The following is a 19,637-nucleotide window of genomic DNA, read 5'->3' as shown; positions in this document are numbered from 1 at the left end:
AAGGGCAAATGCGAGAACATGCGACACCCCGCGTTGGGGACGGAGCGAGAACGGGCAAGACTGTCGGCATGACTCTTCACGCCGATGACTACCAGGCCGCCCGCAGCCGTTACGACTCGATGATCTACCGCCGCGCCGGCCGCTGGGGGCTCGACCTGCCGGCCGTGTCACTCGGACTGTGGCACAACTTCGGCGACGACGTGCCCCTCGAGCGCCAGCGTGCGACCCTGCGCCGTGCGTTCGACCTCGGCGTCACGCACTTCGACCTGGCCAACAACTACGGTCCGCCCTACGGCTCGGCCGAGCGCAACTTCGGCACCATCTACGCGCAGGACTTCAAGCGCTACCGCGACGAGCTGGTGCTCTCGACGAAGGCCGGCTACGACATGTGGCCGGGCCCCTACGGCCAGGGTGGCGGCAGCCGCAAGTACATGCTCGCCTCGCTCGACCAGTCGCTGCAGCGGATGGGCGTCGACTACGTCGACATCTTCTACTCCCACCGCTTCGACGAGACGACGCCGCTCGAGGAGACGATGGGCGCGCTCGACACCGCCGTCCGCTCGGGCAAGGCTCTCTACGTGGGCATCTCCAGCTACTCGGGCCCGCGCACCCGCGAGGCGGTCGAGATCCTCCGCTCGCTGGGCACGCCGCTGCTCATCCACCAGCCGAGCTACTCGATGCTCAACCGCTGGGTCGAGGAGGACCTGCTCGACGTGCTCGGCGAGGAGGGCGTCGGCTGCATCGCCTTCTCCCCGCTCGCCCAGGGCATGCTCACCGACAAGTACCTCGACGGCGTGCCGGACGGCTCGCGCGCCTCCCAGGGCAAGTCGCTCTCGACCGACCTGCTGACCGACCAGAACCTCAAGCACATCCGCGCGCTCAACGAGATGGCCAAGCAGCGCGGTCAGTCGCTGGCGCAGATGGCCCTGGCCTGGGTGCTGCGCGACTCGCGCGTGACGTCAGTGCTCGTCGGCGCCTCGTCTGCCGGCCAGCTCGAGGACAGCCTCGGCGCCCTCGACAACCTCGAGTTCACCGACGAGGAGCTGGAGCAGATCGACCAGCACGCCGTCGAGGGCGGCATCAACCTCTGGAAGAGCTCCAGCGCCCACTGACGGCGCGCGGCCTCACCCCACCCGTCGGATCCTGCTCCGGAAGGCGGAGCAGGATCCGACGGCGTGGCCCGCCTCCCCGTCAGGCGGGCTCGGACTCGTGCGCCGGATGGTGATGGTGGATCGGGCCCTCGGTGACGGCGAGCCGCTCGCCGGCGCCTCCCCACTTCAGCGCGATGATCTCGGCAGCGATCGAGACGGCCGTCTCCTCGGGGGTGCGGGCGCCGAGGTCGAGCCCGATCGGCGAGCTCATCCGGGCCAGCTCGTCCTCGGTGAGCCCGGCCTCGCGCAGCCGGGCGATCCGGTCCTCGTGGGTGCGGCGCGAGCCCATGGCGCCGATGTAGGCGACGTCCGGCAGCCGCAGGGCGACCTCGAGCAGCGGCACGTCGAACTTCGGGTCGTGGGTCAGCACGGCCAGGACGGTGCGGCTGTCGACCCGCCCGGCGTCGACCTCGCCCTGAAGGTAGTCGTGCGGCCACCTGACGACGACCTCGTCGGCGCCCGGGAAGCGGGTCTTCGTCGCGAAGACGGGCCGGGCGTCGCACACGGTCACGTGGTAGCCGAGGAAGCTGCCGACGCGGGCGACCGCCGCGGCGAAGTCGATGGCGCCGAAGACGAGCATCCGCGGCTTGGGGGCGTGGGCGGCGACGAAGACACGCATCCCCTCGCCGCGACGCTCCCCGTCGGGGCCGTAGGTGAGGATCGCCGAGCGCCCTTGCGCCAGAAGCCCTCTCGCGTCGTCGCGTACGGCGTCATCCGCACGACCGCTGCCGAGCGACCCGAGGATGGTCTCGTCGTCCTCCCCCTCGGTCTCGGGGTGCACGACGACGCGGCGGCCGACCCAGGCGGGGTCGGGGTGCTCGATGACGGTCACGACGGCGACGGGCCGGCCCGCCTCGATGTCGGCGGCGACGTCACCGAGCTCGGGGAACGTCTCCCGTGAAACCTTCTCGACGAAGACGTCGAGGATGCCCCCGCAGGTCAGCCCGACGGCGTACGCGTCGTCGTCGCTGACGCCGTAGCGCTGGAGCACGGGGGCCCCGGAGTCGACGACCTCCTGGGCCAGCTCGTAGACGGCGCCCTCGACGCAGCCGCCCGAGACGGAGCCGACCGCCTCGCCGGCGGGGCCGACGAGCATCGACGCGCCGGGCTGGCGCGGCGCCGAGCGCCACGTGCCGACCACGGTGCCGACGCCGACGGTCTCGCCCGCCGACCACCACTGCATCAGCTCGTTCATCACCTCACGCACGGGCGACCACCTCGATCAGCTCCTCGAACGCCGCGAGCGAGTGACCCGCGACGAAGTCGTCGATGTACGGCAGGGCGGCGACGATGCCCTGCTGGACGGGCTGGTAGCCGTCCTTGCCGCGGTGCGGGTTGACCCACACGACGCGGTGCGAGAGCGCGGCGAGGCGGCGCATCTGCTCGCCGAGAAGCTCGGGCCCCTCGCGCTCCCAGCCGTCGGAGAAGACCACGACGACCGAGCCGCGGGCCATCCCGCGACGGCCCCAGCGGTCGAGGAAGGCGCCGACGGCCTCGCCGAGGCGGGTGCCGCCCGACCAGTCGGGGACGACGCGGCCGGCGGCGGCGAGCGCGCGGTCGGGGTCGCGTTCGGTGAGGGCTCGGGTCACGTGGGTCAGGCGGGTGCCCATGGTGAAGACCTCGACGTGGGGCACCGAGCGCACGAAGACGTGGCCGAGACGGAGGAGGCTGTCGGCATACGGGCTCATGGATCCGGAGACGTCGATGAGCAGGACGATGCGGCGGGGGCGGGTGGCGCGACGGCGGTGGTGGATGCGGCCGGGCTCGCCGACCCAGCGCAGCTGCTCGCGCAGGGTGGCGGGGCCGTCGATGGTGCCGGACGTCGCGCGGACGCGGCGGCGGGCGCGGCGCCTGGGGGCGCGCGGGTCGAGGCGGGCGAAGAGGCGTGCGGCGGCGGCGCGGTCGGCGGCGCTGAGGGTCGCGACGTCGCGGTGGCGCAGGACCTCCTGGGCGCTGGCGCGGGCCTGGAGGGTGTCGCCCTCGGCGTCGCCGGACTCCCCCTCGGTGCTGTCGAGCGGCGCCTGGTGGACGGGCGGTCGCACGATGTCGACGCGCTGGCCCCGAGGGAGGGACTCGCCGCCGAACCAGCGCTCGAAGACCTCGTCGTAGATCGGGAAGTCGGCAGGGACGCTGGTCAGGGTGGCGCGGCCGGCCCAGTAGACGCCGGAGCGCTCGGCCATGCCGACGGTGGCGGCCGCGAGGAGGTAGGTGCGTTCGCGGTCGGCCGTGACGTGGACGCCGGCGGCGCGCAGGGCGCGGGCGAAGCCGAGGAGCAGCTCGTCGGGCCCGGGCTCGGCCGGCGGCTCGGGCGGCGGCTCGGGCGGCGGCTCGGTCTCGGGCGTCGCGGGTGGCGGGGTGGGCAGCGTCATGCGGTGAGCAGCTTGTCGAGGGAGGCGCGAATCCGTTCGGAGTCCTCGCGGTACTTCAGGGCGGCGCCGAGGGTGGCGGCGGCGACCTCGGGGTCGAGGCGGGTCGCGCCGACGGTCTCGAGGGCGCGCGCCCAGTCGAGGGTCTCGGCGACACCGGGCGGCTTGATGAGCTCGCCGGACCCGCGGAGGCGCTGGACGAGGGTGACCACCTGCTCGGCGAGCGCGGCGGAGACCTCGGGCAGGCGGGTGCGCACGATCTCGAGCTCGCGGGCCAGGCCCGGGTGGTCGATCCAGTGGTAGAGGCAGCGGCGCTTGAGCGCGTCGTGCAGCTCGCGGGTGCGGTTGGAGGTGAGGACGACGATCGGCGGCGTGGCGGCGCTGACGGTGCCGAGCTCGGGGATGGTCACCTGCCAGGTGGAGAGGACCTCGAGCAGGAAGGCCTCGAACTCGTCGTCGGCGCGGTCGATCTCGTCGATGAGCAGGACGCAGGGGGCTTCCCGCAGGGCCTGGAGCACGGGGCGGGCGAGGAGGAAGCGCTCGTCGAAGAGCTCGGCCTCGAGCGCCTTGGGGTCGGCGTGCTCGTCGCGGCTGATGGCCTCGACGGTGCGCAGGTGCAGGATCTGGCGCGGGAAGTCCCAGTCGTAGAGCGCCTGCGTGGCGTCGATCCCCTCGTAGCACTGGAGCCGGATGAGGCGCAGGTGGAGCGCCTGGGCCAGAGCCTCCGCGAGGGCGGTCTTGCCGGTGCCGGGCTCGCCCTCGAGCAGGATGGGCCGGTTCAGCCGGGTCGCGAGGAACGTCACGGTGGCGAGCGCCTCGTCGGCGAGGTAGCCGGTGCGCCCGAGGGCGTTCGTGACGTCGGCGGCACTGTCGAACACGTGGTGCATTCCCCGAGCATCACCCATGAACGACTCGTTCGGAAGCGCGGGGGTGTCTGGGCGGGCGGCGTGGCGGTGCGGACCGCGGGTGGCGGCCGGAGTCACGGCGTCAGCGGGAGCGCTCGAGCTCCTCGCGGGTGTCGGTGTCGCGGCCGGTGGCCAGGTCGCCGCACTCGACGAGCTGGTGGGGTGTGGTGCGGAAGTACTCGCGGGCGCCGTGGTCGCCGACGGCCATCGCGATGACCGCGTCCCAGTGGTCGCGCCCGATGAGTGCCGGGTGCCCGGGCGTCCCGTCGTAAGCCGCCCGCCTGAGCGTCGCGCGCAGCTCCTTGGCCGTCGGGGCGGCGGGTTCGGGCAGGTCGACGGCGTGCTCGTCGGGGTGGGGCGAGTGGGCGTTGTCGACGTGGCCGGGGGCGTCGAGGATTCGCGCGACGACGTCCGGTGTGAGGTCGGGGAGGTCGACGAGGGTGACCAGCACCGCGTCGACGCAGCCCTCGCCCTCGTGGGTGGAGCGGGTCAGTGCGCTGAGGCCGGCGCGGAGGGAGGCACCCATGCCCTCGTCCCAGTCGGGGCACCGCACGACGTCGAGGTCGCGGCCGAGGGTCGACACGATGGCGGTGACCTCCTCGGCGGCGGCGCCGACAACGACCGTGATGCCGGCGCACCCGCCGGCGTGCAGCAGGGTGACGGCGCGCTCGACGAGGGTCGGCTCGTCGGGGCGGCGCCGCAGCAGGGCCTTGGGGCCGCCCATGCGACGGCCGGCTCCGGCGGCCAGCACGAGGCCGCGGACGTGCGCGGCTCGACCGCGCACGGCGGCCGGGTGCGGGGCGGTGTCGCTCTGACTCACAGCGGAACCGTACCCGCGGCATACGGTCCATTGGCCGAACCTCGCTGTCGGCGGTTTCGTCAGCCTCCGTCTTGTGCCGGGTGCGCCGGCCACAGGCGGGCAGCCGCGGTGGCGCAGGCCAGGTCCTCGTCGGCGCTCGCGCCGCTGACGCCCACGCCGGCGACGACGCGACCGTCCGGCGACCACAGGGGCAGCCCCCCGGCGAAGACGACGTAGCGTCCCCCGCCGCTGGCATCGAGTCCGGCGAGCGACGCACCCGGGGCAGAGTCCGCGGCCAGCTCGCCGCTCGGGCAGCGGTGCGCCACCGCCGTGGCGGCCTTGGCGACCGCGAGGTGCGGGCCGGCGATCTCCGCCTTGTCCATGCGGGCGAAGCTGACGAGGTGGCCACCGGCGTCAACCACGGCCACCGAGACCGCGACCCCGAGCTGCGACGCGTGCTGGATGGCCGCCGCGCACATGCGCTGCGCGAGAGCCAGGCTCGGGCCGGTGACCCCGTGGAGCAGGTCCGGCACGTCAGGCACGGTCACGCCCGACCGCCGGCTCCTCGACGCCGCCGTCGACCTCCGCGGCTGCCAGCACGGCGCCGGCGCGGGCGAGCCGCTCGGGCTGGCGCTTGCCGATGACCCAGGCGACGACAGCGCTGGCGACGATGGCCAGGACCACGAGGTACGGGAAGAGGTTGTACGGCGCGGCGGGCACCGGCCAGATGAGGCCGTAGATGGGAATCAGCATGACGAGCATGCCCAGGACCGGCAGGACGACATGCTTGAGCACGTTGCGCCGGTCGCGGGCGACGGTGGCGAAGAACCGTATGCAGGCCAGGTTGGTCAGGATGTAGACGGGGATGATGGCCAGGGTGAGCAGGCTTCCGAGGTAGGCGTACGCGTTGAAGGCGCCGACCCAGGCGCCGACCCCGAGCGTCACGACGACGGCGAAGACCGTGTTGGCGATGATGGCCGCGCTCGGGGTGGCGTGGCGCGGGTGCACCTTGGCCAGCACGGGCGGGAGCATGTGCTCGCGGCCCATGGCGAAGAGGATGCGGGCGATGCCGTTGTGGCTGTTCATCGTGACGGCGAAGATGCTGGACACGCCGGCCAGGCCGACGAGCAGCTTGAGCCAGGGCGCGTACTTGGCGGCGAGCGTCGTGAAGGGGGCGGTGTCCTTGACCAGCGCGTCGACACCGCTGGTGCCGAAGCCGACCATCTCGGCGTACGTGGTGAAGACGTAGATGACACCGACGAGCAGCACGGCGCCGAAGATGCCTCGCGGGATGTGGCGCCTCGGGTCGCGGACCTCCTCGCCCAGGGTGGCTGCGGACTCGAAGCCCACGAAGGAGAGCACGCCGAAGACCATGCCGAGCGCGATACCGGACAGGCCGCTCGGGGACGACGACGGGAGCAGCGGTGCGCCCGTGAGGCCTTGCGCTCCGCCCTTCGCGAGGATGATGACCGAGAGCAGCAGGATGACGCCGACCTCGACGCTGAAGAGGGTCAGGGCCGTCTTCAGTGAGCCGGAGATGCCGCGCCAGGACAGGGCCAGCATGATGGCGGCGAAGATGAGCGAGATGACCGGCCACGGCACGGCCAGGCCGTATTCGTTGAGGATGTCGTGGCTGTAGATGCCGATGAGGGCGAGCTCGGCCGGCACGAGCAACGCGTAGGCCAGGAACATGAGGATGCCGGTGACGAAGCCGGAGCGAGGCCCGATGCCTCTGGCGACGTAGGTGTAGAACGCACCGGCGCTCGGGAGCTCCCGCGCCATCTCCGCGACGCCGTTGGCGACGATGAGGGAGGCGATCAGCGACACCCCCATGACCAAGGGCATCGCCGCGCCGGCGAAGCCGGCCACGAGCTGGGGGTTGAAGTACACCGACACTGCAGGCCCCATGAGGGCAGCCGACATGATGACTGCGCCACCAAGTCCGACGCTCCCGCGCCGGAGCTGTGGGTCGCCGCCCGGCGTCTTGCTCTCCGGTTCGGCCTGCGCGCTCTTCAGCGTGTCCTCGGACATGGGTGCTCCCGATCGAAACTCGTCGCCGTTGGCGAGTCCCTCCACAGCGGAGGCGGCTGACGGGACACTACGACCCAGCTCGAGGCCACACAATCAGTGGAATGCACTGTCACAAAGCGACAGCAAGGGGCGAAGCGGACCCCGACTGCAGACTTCCGGCACAGTCAAGGCACCGCGAGAGGATCAAGCGCGTCGAGCCGCGGCTGATCAACTAATGCGGACCGGAGCCAGGAGCCCTAAGTGCCGACCGATGCCCGCGTGGTCTCCCGTGTACCGGGGCGTCCCACACCGCCCAGATTGACCCAAATCCTTGTATCGGGGCTGCCGGGTGGCGGAACGGTTCCTAGGCAGCCCCGACCTTCCTGGGCATCAGGACCAGCCGTACCCCGGTCACCAGCAGCCACACGAGCCAGGCGGCGTAGCCCAGCAGGCCCACGAACAGGAGCGCCGAGCCGTCAGCGATCGCGAGGTTGGCCACCCCTGCGATGAGCAGCAGGCCTCCCCCGGCCACGCCGAGCACACACTGCCACGGCGCCGCCAGCCGACTCGCATGCGCCGCCAGCGCAGCGCCGATGAAGGTGGTGCCGAGCGCCGGCAGCGCCAGCGCGAACGCTGCTGCATGCAGCTGCCAGACGAGCTCGAACACCGGGCTCGGCGCGGCGAGCTCGCGCGCGAACAGCACGACCCCGATCCACAGAACGGCGTAGAGCGCGGAGACCGCCGCGAGAGTCGCGCCCGCGGCCACCGCGAGGCGCGACCAGTCCGCGCCCGCACCCCCGCGACGCCCGACGAGCCCGTGGAGACCGGTCACGAACCCGAGCAGCAGCGGCAGGTGCAGCGCCTCCTGGCCGGTCGCGATCGCGACCACGACCCGGTTCTCCGCGTGCCAAGCGAGCACCTTCTCGATCGGGTCCCCGTACCCGGGCGGTCCGGTCGCGGCGAACATCGCGTTCTGGATCGCCAGCGACGCTGCGAGCGCGATTGCCGCCGCGCCCACGACCCGCTCCCCGAACGCAGGGGTCGGGATCGGCCCCCTCGTTGGCACTGCCGCGCTCGCAGGCACATGCTGGGACTCCACAGCTTTGTCCTTCTTGTGCGGCGATCTCATCTCCCACTCCTTCGGTGCGGCCGGATGATCGTGACTCCATGATCGCTGACGTCGACGACCGGCGGATCGGCCTCAGGGCTCGTGTTGGTCCCGTCGGGAGAACGGTGTGCGTCTCGTGCTTTCGGCTGATGCGCACCCCACGCGTACGCGGTCGACGCCCTCGTCAGCGAACTCGATCAGGTCCGACACACCACAAGAGCGTCACAACGCCGCGAGGCGGGCGCCTGCCTGCACCTTCTGGTGTGCCGGCTCAGTCGCCCTCGTGCAGAGAGGGACGTCCGGGCGCGGCCAGCCGTGGAACCCGCTCGGTCACGAAGCGGCCTTGGCCACCGTCGAGAGCAGCTGCATGATGTTGGCAACGAGCGTTGGCGCGATGGCCTCGGCCACGACCTCAGCCTGGTGGCGCTGGTACGAGGCCGTCGAAGGGGTCATCGATCCGCAGCTGCACCTGCCCCTGCGGACCTTGTGACCCTTGAGGGTCTGTGCTGCGTCGTCGAGCATCTCGGCGGTGATGAGCGACTGGCTCATGAGGGTCACCTTTCGTGAGAGGACCCTGACCCGTCTGGTGGTGCCCGCGAACAGTGATCTGCGAAGGTCCTGCGAGCACCCGGGTGCGGGGTCGTGACCGACCGTACCCAGCACAAACCGTCGACAACGCCGCCGGAACGCGATCACACCCGTTTTTCACCCCTAGGGGTGGACGATTCCGCCATAAGGGGCACAGCAAGCCCTAAGAGGAACGCGAGGCCGGACGTCTCCTGGCCCGATGTTTGCCTGAGGACGCCTTACGTGCCCCAAACCATGCATTCATGGAGTGCGCAGAGGCGCGTCACCCCGCCAATGTGGCGACCGTTCGGCCTTCGCTTGACGGCCAAGTCAGCCCGAAAGCGCCTCACCGACACGATGCACTGGTCTGCTGAATACTCGGAGGCGAAGGTAAGGCCGAGCCCGGCAAGGCCTCGCGGGCCGTCGATGGTGGCCACCACAACCTCGTAGCGTGGCTCTGCGGCGCCGAGAAGCAGCCGACGACCATGCTCATCCGATTGACGTCGGACCTCACGCCCGACAGCACAGCCCTGGGATGGTCACCGAGCCCCACATGCCCCGGAGCTCGAGAGCTTCGCGCGTGATCACCGCTCCGACATGCCACCAACTCCAGGCAGCCGACAACATGACCGATGAAGCCCCAACGACCATGTATATCAACCCAATCGAGCGAGCACGTGTAGGCGCCCACGCCCCAAACAGTGCCGCGAGCTCCTACACGTGCCCGCTCGAAGATTTGCCGTGGTGCTCGGCCTGACTCCGCTGGACCTGGAGCCGAGGCCGAGCCTCAGCGGGCCTTCGTCTTGACGGCGAGCACCGGGCACGGCGCATCGAGCAGCACCTGCTGCGCTGTGCTCCCCAAGAGGAGCTTGCCGACGGGGCTGCGGTGCCGAAGACCGATGACGATCAGCGCGGCGTCCTGTTCTCCGGCGATCCGCAGGATCTCGTCGGCGGCGGCGACGCCGGTTGTCGGCTGGAGCATCTCGTGGCTGATCCCCGCGGCGCTGAGCTCGGCCTGGATGGCGTCAATGTCCGCGGGGCTGGCAAACAAGGGGCTCGCATAGTTGCCGTGCTGGCCGGTGTTGACGACGATGAGCCGTCCGCTGCGAAGCAGGGCCTCGTCCTTGGCCCTCTCGAATGCCGCGATGCCCTCGGGGCTCGGGATGTAGCCCACCACGATGACCTCGGTCACGGCGACGGCTCCAGGCGCGTGGCCCCGGTCATGATGGCCACCCCCTCACCCATGTCGTGGGTCTGCGGGGTGACCACTCCGGCACGGCCGCCGAGCCGCTGGATGTGGATCCGGTCGGCGACCTCCCAGACGTGGGGCATGTTGTGGCTGATGAGGATGATCGACAGGCCCTTGTCGCGCAGTTGTTTGATCATGTCAAGGACCATGCCGGACTCCTTGACGCCGAGGGCAGCGGTGGGCTCATCGAGGATCACAACCTTGCTGCCGAAGGCCGCGGCTCGGGCCACGGCGACGGCCTGGCGCTGGCCGCCAGAGAGCGTCTCGACGGCCTGGCTCATGTTCTGGATCGTCTGGATGCCGAGATCCTGCACCGACTGGCCGGCCCGCTTCTCCATGCCCTTCTTGTCGAGCATCCTCAGCACCGAGCCCAATGGCCCCTTGCGGCGCTCCTCGCGGGCCAGGTAGAGGTTGCTGGCGATGTCGAGGGCGGGGATGACGGCCAACTGCTGGTAGACGGTCTCGATGCCCGCCTCGCGGGCGTCCTGAGGCTTCTTGAAGTGGACCGGCTGCCCGTTCAGGGTGACATCGCCCGAGTCCGGGACGTATGCCCCGGTGAGGCATTTGATGAGGGTCGACTTGCCTGCGCCGTTGTCACCGATCACCGCCAGGACCTCGCCGGGGTACAGGTCGAGGTCGACCCCGTCGAGGCCGACGACCCGGCCGAAGGTGATGACGAGCTTGCGCGCCGACAGCACCGGGTCCTGGCTGTAGATGCCTTCCTTGCCCGCGGGGACGCCCCCGTAGGCAACTTCCATGGTGGGCGTGCTCATCCCTTCACCTTCCTGATCCACTGGTCGACCGCGACGGCGACGATGACGAGGATGCCGGTGGCCAGCACGCGCCACTGCTGGTCGACACCCATCTGGGACAGCCCGAACTGAAGCGTCTGGACAATCAGCGCGCCGATCGCTGTCCCGATGAGACGGCCGCGGCCGCCGAAGAGGCTCGTGCCGCCGATGACCACCGCGGTGATGCTCTGCAGGTTGGCGTCGGGGACGGCGTTCGGGGTCGCCGCGCCGGCCCGCCCGATGAGGATCCACGCAGCCAGCCCGTAGATGAACCCGGCGACGGTGTAGACGGCGAGCAGGATCCGCTTGGTCGGCACACCCGACAGGCGCGCGGACTCGGGGTCGTCGCCGACGGCATACACGTATCGGCCCCAGGCGGTCTGGGATAGGACGAAGCCCACGACAATGTAGATGAGGACGACCAGGACGATGCCCCAGGTGAGCCGGAAGTTGCCGATACCGAAGCCGTCGCCGAGGAAGTTGAGGATGTCGGGGAGATGAGCGGACTGGATGCTCTCTCCACCGGAGTAGAGCAGCGCGATGGCGGTGTAGACGCTCAACGTGCCCAGGGTGACGATGAACGGCGGCAGGTTGAGCCGGGTGACCAGGAGCCCGTTGAGGGCGCCGGCCGCCAGCGCGAGCGCGAGCCCGATAAGCAAGGCCAGGAGGCCGGGCATTCCGCCGTCCTTGGCCAAGGTGGCCATGACCATCATCGAGAGCACCATGATCGCTCCCACGGACAGGTCGATGCCCGCGGTGAGGATCACGAGCGTCTGTCCTACCGCGAGGGCGGCGACGACGGCCGTCTGCTGCAGCAGGATCCCCATCGAGTTGGCGGTGAGGAAGGTCGGCGTCGCGATGAAGAAGGCCAGGAAAGCGATCAGTAGCAGGAACAGCGGGCTCAGCCAGGGGCGGGCGTGCAGGAGGTGCTGAATCCGTTGGAGCGGGGACTGCTGCCGCCGAGCGAACTCGGCGGCGGCAGATTCGACGGTCGTCATGGTCAGTTGCCCCAGCAGATCTTCGACCCCGCGTCGGACGTGATCGACTTGATGCCGGGCACCGGCTTGTCGGTCACGAGGGCGACCCCGGTGTTGTAGAAGTCGAGCCCGGGCGACGTCGACGGCTTGGTACCGCCCCTCGCGATCTTGGCAATCGCCTCCATGCCGAGCGTGGCCATCTTGAGCGGGTACTGCTGGGCCGTGGCGCCGATCACGCCGTCCTTGACGGACTTGACGCCGGCGCAGCCGCCGTCGACCGAGACGATGGTGGCGGTCTTGTTGGCGGCCTTCAGCGCCGCGTTGGCGCCCACCGCGGTCGGCTCGTTGATCGTGTAGACGAGGTTGATGTTCGGGTTCTTGGCGAGGCACTTCTCCATCGCTGTGCGTCCGCCGTCCTCGGCGCCCTGCCCGGCCTCGTTGCAGACGATGGTGTAGTCGCCACCCTTGCCGCCCGTGTACTTGCCGGTCTTGGCCTCGTCACCGTTCTTCTTCGGGTCGTTGACGGGGATTCCCATGCCCTCGAGGAAGCCCTGGTCGCGGTTGTAGTCGACCGAGACGATCTTGTCGTTGAACAGGTCGAGCAGGGCGATCGTGGCGGGCTTGCCGTTCAGCGTCTGGGCGGCCCACTGGCCGTCGAGCTTGCCTGCCTCGCGGTTGTTGGTGGCGAACGTGATGTCGACGGTATTGGCCGGGTCTGGCGGGGTGTCGAGTGCGATGACGTAGAGCCCCGCGTCGCGCGCCTTCTTCATGGCGGCGTTGACGCCGGTGCTCATCGGGGTGATGAGAATGCCCTTGTCGCCGCGGGCGATGGCGTCCTCGATCGCGGTGATCTGGCCCTGGTCGTCACCCTCCTGCTTGCCGGAGGCGACCGTCAGCTTGACGTTGTTCTTCGCGGCGTCCTCCTTGGCGCCCTTCTGCATGGCGACAAAGAACGGATTGGTGGAGTCTTTGGTGATGATTGACACCCCGACGGGTGCCTGGCCGCCGCTCGCGGTGTCGGCGCTGCTGCCGCGGTTGCACGCGGCGAGGGAGACCGCCGCGGAGGTTGCCGCTGCCACAGCGAGCACTCGGCGAAGGGAGGGGTTCCTCAAGGTCATGCGAGTCATGGTGACCACTTCTCTCTGGGCGAGCTGCGCCCCGTGACAACGTTGTCAGGATATTTCTAGTGCCCACTTGGCAGGTTGTCAATGGGTGCGATACAACTACAGGCGTGCCCGTGACAACGATGTCAAACAAGACTCCACGTCGGCCCCGTGCGACGATGCGCGACGTCGCGGCCTTGGCCGGAGTCAGCATCAAGACCGTGTCACGCGTCGTCAACCGCGAGGGCGGAGTAACCCCCGACGTGGTGGCCAGAGTCGAGAACGCCGTCGCACAGCTCGGCTACCGCCACAACCTCGCCGCCAGCAACCTGCGGCGGGTCAACAGCCGCAGCGCCATGATCGGGGCTCTCCTGCAGGATGTGAGCAACAGCTTCTCAGCCAGTCTCCTGCGCAGCCTCGAGGACGCCGCCCGCGACCGCGACGTGGTCATCATCGCCTCGAGCCTCGACGAGGAGGCCGACCGCGAACGCGAGCTCGTCGAGGGCCTGGTGCGGCGCCGAGTCGACGGCCTCCTGCTCATGCCGGCGACCGACCGCCAGGACTACCTGTCCGACGAGCTGCGCAGCGGCCTGCCGGTCGTCTTCGTGGACCGTCGCCCCAACGGCATCGACGCCGACTCGGTCACCATCGACAACGCCCTAGGCGCCCAGCTTGCGGTCGAGCACCTCCTGGCCCAGGGCCACCGGCGCATCGCGATGCTCGGCGACCTGCCGACGATCCAGACGGCGTCCGCGCGCGCCAGTGGCTTCCGGGCGGCACTGGCCAAGGCGGGCATCCCGGAGGAGGCCGGCCTCGTGGAGGTGTCGCTCCGATCGTCCGAGGACGCCTTCGCTGCGGCGGGTCGCCTGCTCGACTCTGCCGAACCCCCGACCGCACTCTTCGCGGCCCGGAATTCACTGGCCATAGGCGCACTTCGCCTGCTCCACCAGCGCGGCGCCTCGCGGCGGATCGCCCTCGTCGGCTTCGACGACTTCCCCCTCGCCGACATCGTCGACCCCCCGCTCACTGTCATCCGCCAGGACGTCAACGCCATCGGCGCAGCCGTCGCGCGGCGGCTGTTCGCCCGCATCGACGGGGACGACTCCGTGCCCGAGCACATCGTGCTCACCCCCAAGCTCGTACCCCGAGGCTCCGGCGAGATCCGCCCCTAAGCCTCGATCCACCGATGGCTGATGGCGTGCCGTTGATCGTCGTCTCGGGCTGAGGCGGGGCGACAGTCAAGCACGTTGCCGTTCTCCCCCGTGGCGCTTTCCTACGGCACCACCCTCACGAATTCCTGCCGGGAGTGAGCACTGTCAGCACCGCGGGGACTCCGGACGGCCCGCGGCCAACGCGACTTTGTGCAGAAGCTGAATGGCAGCGCCCGCACCGGCGTCCTTTCGCCGCCTGCCGGGCGCGCACCGTCTACACGATCTGCGGCTGAGGGTGAATGGGCCTCATGAGTGACCTCGCCCGGGTGGTCAGTCTCTGTCTGGCGTTTGGGTGGACTCGTCCCGAGTGCGCTCCGGGTTCTCGGTGCGCGCCTCTGACTCGGCGAGTATCGCGCGGGCCTGCATCTCGGGGTCATCGCTGCCTGCCGCCTGTTCCTCCGGCAGGAGCTCAGCGCGCGTTTGGACCGGATCCTTGGCGTGATGTCCTTGGCTCATCGCCCGACCGTACCCACGTACGCGCCGTCAGTGCGCCTCCGGGCACCGCTTCTGGCAGAACACCGCCCGCCGTGCGCGACGGTCTCAGCCTCGCCGAAGAGCCCGCCCGACGAGCGGCTCCGCCGTGAGCTTTCCGTTCCCGCCGCGATCCACTTTGACCAAGCGACGCTCGCCGGAGCTGCGTCCAACTGCCGCCTCCGGGTGGATCAGGGTCGGGGCGAGCCAGTCGAGCATGATCAGAGCTCGTCGAAGAGGAGAGCCGCCGGATCGCGGTCATCGCAGCATCCATCAGCGCCGTCGTCGACCCCGACGCAATCATCCTGACTGAGGGCGTCGGAGCCAACGAGATGCTCGTGGAACGCGTCACCGCACTTGTCGGAGACATGTCTCCCTTCGCCACCCCCGTGCTGCGATCAGGGCTCGGAGCGCGAGCCAGCTTGGTCGGTGCCTTGAACCTCGGCGTCAGCTTCACCCAGCAGGCGCTGCCGGGCCAGGTCGGCGAGTCCCGCCCCTCCAGCGACTAACCCGCCTCCACCCTTCCCCTGCGCAGACAGCGCGCGCACATGCTTTATGTGACCACTCGGAAGTGGAGTGGTGCTGCGCTGGTTCCACCTGCGGCCTCGAGAACCCGCGTGCATCACGGGTTTCGCGCTTCGGCCCACCGAGTGGATCGGCTGAACTACTGTCCCTCACGACTCAGTGTTGAGACAGGAGTGCCGTGAGTACCTTCGACCAGCCACGCGACCTCGTCGACGCTTTCGCGAACGCGCTCAATGCGAAGGACGCAGCCGCGCTCGGATCACTGTTCAGTCACGATGCCGAGTTCGTGAACATCCTCGGCATGCGCATGCGACGTCGGGAGGGCATCGTCGCCGGGCATGCCTGGGCCTTTGATGGACCGTTGCGCGGACGAGTCATCCGGTTCGATCAGGTCGACGAACTCAGCGTTACCGATGACGTAGCGGTCCTGCACGCCCACTGTGTGCGCGAACGACGCCCAGACGCGCCTGCTGAAGGCCTGCCCGACGGGCGGTCGGTGCTCGTCTTCGTCACCCGCCGCGACGCAGACGGCTGGCGGGCCGTTACCGCCACCAACGTGACCGAAGCTCCCACGCCAGCTGCCACCTCCTGACACCGGGGGCCACGGGCGAGGGGCCCCGTCTTTCGCCGCGCTGCCAGATGTAGCCCTTGTCGCCGAGACGAGAAGCCTTCGTGCCTGCAGCCCAAGGTGCCTCAGTCCGCTAAAGGATCACCGGATGGCTTCGTCAGGTGGGCGCTGACCGGTGGTCGGCCGGCCGCCGTGAAGCTTGTGCCTGACCAGGACCCCCTTGGGTGAGCTCAGCGCTTTTCAGGGTCCAGGACTTGGGTGAACAACGCCTGGCCGTCGATGCCCTTGAGGGTCACGGTCAGCTGTTCCGTCTGTGGGTCGATGTCGACCTGGCCGAAGTACTGGAACCCTTCCAGCGGGGAAACGCCGGGGCGCGGCGGGCTGGCCACGAAGACTGCCTCGGGGCCGAAGGTCTTGTCCAGTGCATTCGGGCCGAAGCCTCCGGCGTTCAGGGGGCCCGACACGAACTCCCAGAACGGGTCGAACTCTTGGTATGCCGCACGGTCAGGGTGGTATCGGTGAGCTGCGGTGTAGTGCACGTCGGCGGTGAGCCAGACGTGGTTGCGCACGCCGGCCCGCTTGAGCTCGGTCAGCACCCGGGCCAGCTCGATCTCGCGCCCCCCCGGCGCCCCGGGGTCGGCGTTGGAGATGCTCTCCTGGTTGGGCTTGCCCTCGGTGGAGTCGGGCACGACGAGCCCCAGCGGCAGGTCGTTCGCGATCACCTTCCACGTCGCTCGTGACCGCTTCAGCTCCCTGATCAGCCACTCGGTCTGCTCCGGGCCCAGGATGCCGCCGTCGTCCGCGGTTTCCAGGTCCGTCGTGTTGGGGTCCTTGTGGCTGCGCATGTCCAGGACGAACACGTCGAGCAGCGGCCCGTAGGAGAGCTTGCGGTAGACCCGGCCCAACCTGTCCGGCGAGGTGCGGGAGATCGGCATGTACTCGTGGAACGCCTGCCGGGCCCGGGCCACGAGCGGGTCGACTGGCGTACCGTCGGGGTAACCCGACCGGCCGACGAGGACCTCGCCGGGGTACCAGTTGTTCAGCACCTCGTGGTCATCCCACTGGGCGACGATCGCGCAGTTGGCGACGAACTCCCGCCAGGTGCGGTTGTCGGGGACCAGGTTGTACTTGAACTGGCCACGGAAGTCATCGAGCGTGATCGCGGCGTGGCTCTTCTCGGGGGTCACGACGTTGTGCCACACGCGACCGTCCGGAAGCACCACCTCTGCCTTGACCGGGCCGTCGGCGTAGACGTTGTCGCCCGAGCTCAGGAAGAAGTCTGCGTCGGCTGCCGCCATCGCCCGCGCGATCGGGAAGCCGCCGAGATCGGGGTTCACACCCCAGCCCTGCCCAGCGATGTCGCCCGACCACAGGAACCGGATCGGACGCCGGTCGGCCACCGCTGACCGGAAGCGGCCGAGCACCGGCTCACCAGCGCGCTTGGGGTCATGAGGGTCGACAGGGGTGATGCGGTAGTGCAGGTCGGCGCCCGACGGCAGACCGTGCATCCGCAGCTGGCCAGTGAAGTCGGACCCAGCCGTGACAACTGGTGTGCTCATCCGGCGAAGCACCCGCCGGAACGACGAGTCGGAGGACACCTCGGCAACCAGCCGGGCGGGACGGTCAGCACGGCTCCACAAGGTGATTGCCCCAGCCTGTGGGTCGCCAGACTGCACACCATGCGTCAGCATCGGCTGGCCCCTGCGCACCAGCGCAGCGGTTGGCCGTGCAACGGTGCTGGCGCTGAGGGCGGCCAAGCCCATGCCGGCGGAGCCACGGAGCAAGGATCGGCGAGAGAGGTCCGTCATGTCTCCCGATGGTGCTCGCCGGGAACCAACGACCGGTGACGAAACCTTGAACGGCGCAGCACGAGCCTGTGGCGCTTGGACCATGTCCGCTGCTCGGCCGATCCCGTGCCGCAATCCTCCCGCCGTGAGCGTGGATCGCTCCCTGCGGGATCAACCCAGACGGGCAAGGTCCCGTCGGATGTAGCGCAGGTGTGCCCACTCCTCCTCGAGGATCACTCGAATGCAGTCACCGACAGTGGGATGCCAGTCACCCCCGCCCCACGGGTTCTCACGTTCCTCGCCGAGCAGCTCCTCCGTAGCCGTTGCCAGGAACTCGGTCACCAGCCGCTGCCGCTCGGCCCGTACCGCGAGAATCTCCTCGAAGGGCGGCGGGTCGATGCGGAAGACCGACATGTCGAAACCCATCTCCTCGGCGCCGGTGAAGATTTGGCCAATCTCGTGGAACGGCTGCTGGATTCGTAGGATCCCGCCCCGCAGCCAAGCGTCCGTGGCCAGGATCAGGTGCCGCAAGGTCTGGGCCAAGGACCACTCGTCGTCCACGTGTGCCTCCACCAGGTGCGGGGGCGTCCCAGCCACCGTCTCCTGCCACGCGGACTGCACAGCGACCCAAGCCTCGCGCAGGCCTTCGGGCGTCTGCGCCTTCTGCAGCTCGCGGCCCGGGAACTGCCGGTTGAGCTCGGCGTCCACGAGCGGCACCACGTCCACCCCGTTGACGAAGAGACTGCCGAAGAACAGATCATGACTGTCGATGTCCATCCCATCCACATCGACACTGCGCATCGTGACTCCGCTGACATCGGAGAATCGCACGATGGCGCCCTTGAAACTCGTCTTGATGAAGGACGCGCCTTCGAACTCCTTCGTACCGGAATAGGTCGTCATCGCCTCATCATGCCCGCTGTCCGGCTGAGCGCGACCTCACGTGAGGAGCTCTTCACCCCGGTGGCCCAGCGGCGCCCCAAGTACCCCCGTCACGTCGCAAAGCCGCCCCACTTCGCCGCTTGTCGTGCGGCCGCGATCCTTTCAAGCAGCAGGTAGTGCGTGGGCGAGCTTGCGGTGCATCTCGGCGATGATGTCGGCGGCGAAGGACCCTTCGGCCTCCAACTGGGGGTAGAGCTTTCTGGGCCACAGTGCTTGCACGCCACGGGTGGTGAAGGTCCCGCCGATGAGAGGCCAGTCTGCTTCGACAAAGCAGAGCACGCCGTGGACCGGGACCTCGGTGTCGAGCAGTCTACGTACGATGTCGACCTGTTTGAGCACTCCGTCGACGAGTCTGGTGCAGTCGCGTGAACCGATGAGCAGTCGTTCTTCGCGAGGCCGGAAGAGGCCACCTTCGACCTTGAGGCGAGGCCGGCCCTGGTACTTCTTGGCATCGATGACGTAGACGCCGCTGGCGGTCACGGCGAGGTGGTCGATGTTCGCCCTGCTCGTCGGGATCCGCCGGTCATGCAACAGCCGGACGGTGTCTGATGCCAGGCGGTCGAGGCCTTTGCCCAGTCGTTCTTCTCCAGCCGCGCCGATGTCCCAGGCGGTCGTTGACTGTCGCTCGTCTGAGAGGGCAAGGATGAGGCCGCCCAGCTTCGGGTGCTTGGCACGGATGCGTTCTTCACGCTTCGCCTTGCGTCGCTCGAACTCGCGCAGCGCTGACGCTCCGGCGGTCCCGGACTCAACGACGTCCACGACAGCGGGCTCGAGCACTCCCACAGCAGCAGGCTCGCGGACTCCGACGGCGGCGGGCTCGACCGGAGTGCTCGCGTCGCAGCTGATGCAGCGAACTGTCTTGGTCGTCCGTTCGTAGACCGCCACGGCGCCCTGGGGGAGTTGCGCGCCACAGACCCGGCAGGCGCCGGCGTAGCGCAGCCGCATGCGCTTTTCGTCGATTCCCCCGTCCACGGGGTCACCGTACGGTGAACGCTCCCCACGAAGGTGACGAAACGGCACAGGAAGCTGCGCAGCAAGGCCGCCTGCGGGACGTCGGGCATGGCTGCGCGGACGCATAGCCAGACCGGTCCATGCCGGCAGCGCGCG

At 69.5% G+C, this 19,637-nt stretch carries 18 protein-coding genes and 1 pseudogene; 4 read left to right on the top strand and 15 right to left on the bottom strand.

Translation table 11 applies throughout. The annotated features are described in order from the left end of the window. The first annotated feature begins 68 nt into the window (after positions 1–68). On the top strand, positions 69–1,112 hold the full coding sequence (gene mgrA / locus LQK93_RS09800; RefSeq protein WP_374971351.1) for an L-glyceraldehyde 3-phosphate reductase: 1,044 nt from the start codon (positions 69–71) through the stop codon (positions 1,110–1,112). A 79-nt stretch (positions 1,113–1,191) separates the two neighbouring features. On the opposite strand, the gene LQK93_RS09795 is transcribed toward mgrA, so the two are convergent. From LQK93_RS09795 to LQK93_RS09740, 12 genes are all read right to left on the bottom strand, one after another. Continuing rightward, positions 1,192–2,358: an XdhC family protein gene (locus LQK93_RS09795; RefSeq protein ID WP_374971350.1), complete on the bottom strand. Its 1,167-nt coding sequence runs from the start codon at positions 2,356–2,358 to the stop codon at positions 1,192–1,194. After that, positions 2,351–3,520 carry a VWA domain-containing protein gene (locus tag LQK93_RS09790; RefSeq protein ID WP_374971349.1) on the bottom strand — a complete coding sequence of 390 codons (1,170 nt, stop codon included), beginning with the start codon at positions 3,518–3,520 and terminating at the stop codon, positions 2,351–2,353. The genes LQK93_RS09795 and LQK93_RS09790 overlap by 8 nt, the downstream gene beginning before the upstream one ends. After that, complete coding sequence (locus LQK93_RS09785; RefSeq protein ID WP_374971348.1) at positions 3,517–4,404, bottom strand: AAA family ATPase; 888 nt, start codon at positions 4,402–4,404, stop codon at positions 3,517–3,519. The genes LQK93_RS09790 and LQK93_RS09785 overlap by 4 nt, the downstream gene beginning before the upstream one ends. A 100-nt stretch (positions 4,405–4,504) precedes the next feature. Further along, positions 4,505–5,242 carry an NTP transferase domain-containing protein gene (locus LQK93_RS09780; protein ID WP_374971347.1) on the bottom strand — a complete coding sequence of 246 codons (738 nt, stop codon included), beginning with the start codon at positions 5,240–5,242 and terminating at the stop codon, positions 4,505–4,507. A gap of 59 nt (positions 5,243–5,301) precedes the next feature. Then, a complete protein-coding gene (locus tag LQK93_RS09775; protein ID WP_374971346.1) occupies positions 5,302–5,769 on the bottom strand; it encodes a heme-binding protein in 468 nt (155 codons plus the stop codon). Further along, the gene (locus LQK93_RS09770) at positions 5,756–7,252 is read right to left on the bottom strand and encodes an APC family permease (protein WP_374971345.1); all 1,497 of its coding nucleotides are present in this window, start codon (positions 7,250–7,252) and stop codon (positions 5,756–5,758) included. Before LQK93_RS09770 ends, LQK93_RS09775 begins: the two co-directional genes overlap by 14 nt. Before the next feature lie 343 nt (positions 7,253–7,595). After that, positions 7,596–8,360 (bottom strand): hypothetical protein, encoded by a 765-nt coding sequence (locus tag LQK93_RS09765; protein WP_374971344.1) that lies wholly within the window; start codon positions 8,358–8,360, stop codon positions 7,596–7,598. 309 nt (positions 8,361–8,669) lie between these two features. Beyond that, entirely contained in the window at positions 8,670–8,888 is a 219-nt protein-coding gene (locus LQK93_RS09760) for a hypothetical protein (RefSeq protein ID WP_374971343.1), read from the bottom strand. Between the two features lie 805 nt (positions 8,889–9,693). Then, positions 9,694–10,098 (bottom strand): universal stress protein, encoded by a 405-nt coding sequence (locus tag LQK93_RS09755; protein WP_374971342.1) that lies wholly within the window; start codon positions 10,096–10,098, stop codon positions 9,694–9,696. Continuing rightward, entirely contained in the window at positions 10,095–10,913 is an 819-nt protein-coding gene (locus LQK93_RS09750) for an ATP-binding cassette domain-containing protein (RefSeq protein ID WP_374971481.1), read from the bottom strand. The genes LQK93_RS09755 and LQK93_RS09750 overlap by 4 nt, the downstream gene beginning before the upstream one ends. Positions 10,914–10,924: 11 nt before the next feature. Next, the gene (locus tag LQK93_RS09745) at positions 10,925–11,944 is read right to left on the bottom strand and encodes an ABC transporter permease (RefSeq protein ID WP_374971341.1); all 1,020 of its coding nucleotides are present in this window, start codon (positions 11,942–11,944) and stop codon (positions 10,925–10,927) included. 2 nt (positions 11,945–11,946) lie between these two features. After that, entirely contained in the window at positions 11,947–13,041 is a 1,095-nt protein-coding gene (locus tag LQK93_RS09740; protein ID WP_374971340.1) for a substrate-binding domain-containing protein, read from the bottom strand. 164 nt (positions 13,042–13,205) lie between these two features. Here LQK93_RS09740 and LQK93_RS09735 point away from each other — a divergent pair, with 164 nt between their 5' ends. From LQK93_RS09735 to LQK93_RS09725, 3 genes and pseudogenes are all read left to right on the top strand, one after another. Continuing rightward, positions 13,206–14,198, top strand: a complete 993-nt coding sequence (locus tag LQK93_RS09735; protein ID WP_374971339.1) for a LacI family DNA-binding transcriptional regulator — start codon at positions 13,206–13,208, stop codon at positions 14,196–14,198. A gap of 746 nt (positions 14,199–14,944) precedes the next feature. Continuing rightward, positions 14,945–15,217, top strand: a pseudogene (locus LQK93_RS09730) (hypothetical protein); the annotation flags it as partial. Between the two features lie 194 nt (positions 15,218–15,411). Continuing rightward, a complete protein-coding gene (locus LQK93_RS09725) occupies positions 15,412–15,825 on the top strand; it encodes a YybH family protein (RefSeq protein ID WP_374971338.1) in 414 nt (137 codons plus the stop codon). A 206-nt stretch (positions 15,826–16,031) separates the two neighbouring features. Here LQK93_RS09725 and LQK93_RS09720 read toward each other — a convergent pair whose 3' ends face one another. The 3 genes from LQK93_RS09720 to LQK93_RS09710 all read right to left on the bottom strand — a co-directional run bounded on the left by LQK93_RS09720 (position 16,032) and on the right by LQK93_RS09710 (position 19,502). Beyond that, the gene (locus LQK93_RS09720) at positions 16,032–17,564 is read right to left on the bottom strand and encodes an alkaline phosphatase D family protein (protein ID WP_374971480.1); all 1,533 of its coding nucleotides are present in this window, start codon (positions 17,562–17,564) and stop codon (positions 16,032–16,034) included. Positions 17,565–17,759: 195 nt separating this feature from the next. Beyond that, on the bottom strand, positions 17,760–18,491 hold the full coding sequence (locus LQK93_RS09715) for a DinB family protein (protein WP_374971337.1): 732 nt from the start codon (positions 18,489–18,491) through the stop codon (positions 17,760–17,762). Between the two features lie 141 nt (positions 18,492–18,632). Then, a complete protein-coding gene (locus LQK93_RS09710) occupies positions 18,633–19,502 on the bottom strand; it encodes a nuclease-related domain-containing protein (protein WP_374971336.1) in 870 nt (289 codons plus the stop codon). Between the last annotated feature and the right edge of the window lie 135 nt (positions 19,503–19,637).

It is taken from the genome of Terrabacter sp. BE26 (genome assembly GCF_041941675.1).
In the GTDB taxonomy this organism is placed as follows: domain Bacteria; phylum Actinomycetota; class Actinomycetes; order Actinomycetales; family Dermatophilaceae; genus Terrabacter.
This window is presented reverse-complemented; position numbering and strand designations above follow the sequence as displayed.